The organism is Proteus sp. LHD240705 (genome assembly GCF_047921555.1).
GTDB lineage: Bacteria > Pseudomonadota > Gammaproteobacteria > Enterobacterales > Enterobacteriaceae > Proteus.
This window is the reverse complement of the sequence record NZ_JBLRMI010000028.1, coordinates 1-982: the sequence shown is the minus strand read 5'-3', so window position 1 is coordinate 982 and position 982 is coordinate 1. Positions and strand designations below refer to the sequence as shown.

The window sequence follows — 982 nt, the reverse complement described above, 5'->3', positions numbered from 1 at the left end:
GTATGTGTTAATATCTCAAATCGATTTGAGCGATGGTCAATTGGTTTGCCTGATCGGTTTACTGATGAGTCGTGGTCATCAAGAAGGCAAGGGGATCGTATCTTTCGTTATGTTGCTCAAATGGCTGAACGGGCCATTTATTGGGGCAGCAAGAAAGATGCACCATCATTTATTTATAAATAATTGATTGGAAGAAACAAAATGAGTAAAAAACTTTTAGTTACTTTAGTTATGACCAGTCTATCGCTATGTGCGGCAAATGCACAAGCCGTAGGTGAAAATACACTTTCATTAGGTTATGCACAAAGTCATGTCAAAGCAGATGGCGATAAACTAAAAGAAAATCCTAAAGGCTTTAACGTCAAATATCGTTATGAATTCGATAATCAGTGGGGAATGATTGGCTCTTTTGCATATACGCATCAAGGGTATGATTATCGTTTCGGTTCTCAATCTGTTGGAACTGCAGATTTGGACTATTATTCATTCACTGCTGGGCCTGTTTATCGTTTTAATGATTATGTTAGTGCCTATGGTTTATTGGGGGTTGCTCACGGTAAAGCCGAAGTAGAATTAAAAGGCTTCGGTTATCATGAGAAAGAAAGTCAAAGTAAATCTGCGTTCGCTTATGGTGCGGGTCTTCAATTTAACCCCCATCCTAATATCGCGATTGATGCTTCTTACGAATACACTAAATTAGATGATGTTAAAGTGGGCACATGGATGCTTGGTCTTGGCTATCGTTTTTAGTTAAAAGATAAACAGAGAATATAAAAGTCGGCATTATGCCGGCTTTTTTGTTTTTAGGCATTTTGATAATGAAACAACCTAACTGGACACTTAAATTACCTGAAACCATCAGGGCGGCGATGAGTCGCCCTTTTTCATGGGGTGAATTTGATTGTTGTATTTTTGCCTCGGAATGTATTGACGCACAATGTGGTTTCTCGCCAATAAAGCCTTATCTCAATCACTATAAAAC

Annotated in this window: 2 protein-coding genes and 1 pseudogene; all 3 read left to right on the top strand. The window is 38.4% G+C overall.

The window, feature by feature from the left end; genetic code table 11:
* Nucleotides 1-183, top strand: a pseudogene (locus ACNART_RS17820) (hypothetical protein); the annotation flags it as partial.
* A gap of 18 nt (nucleotides 184-201) precedes the next feature.
* Nucleotides 202-750 (top strand): Ail/Lom family outer membrane beta-barrel protein, encoded by a 549-nt coding sequence (locus ACNART_RS17815; protein ID WP_049206484.1) that lies wholly within the window; start codon nucleotides 202-204, stop codon nucleotides 748-750.
* Between the two features lie 35 nt (nucleotides 751-785).
* Nucleotides 786-982, top strand: a 197-nt coding sequence (locus tag ACNART_RS17810; protein WP_416303677.1) for a DUF6950 family protein, incomplete at its 3' end; no start/stop codon positions are given.

Bases quoted from the DNA above. Each gene is read 5' to 3' on its own strand.
- ACNART_RS17815 (WP_049206484.1), top strand. From the start codon at position 202: ATGAGTAAAAAACTTTTAGTTACTTTAGTTATGACCAGTCTATCGCTA.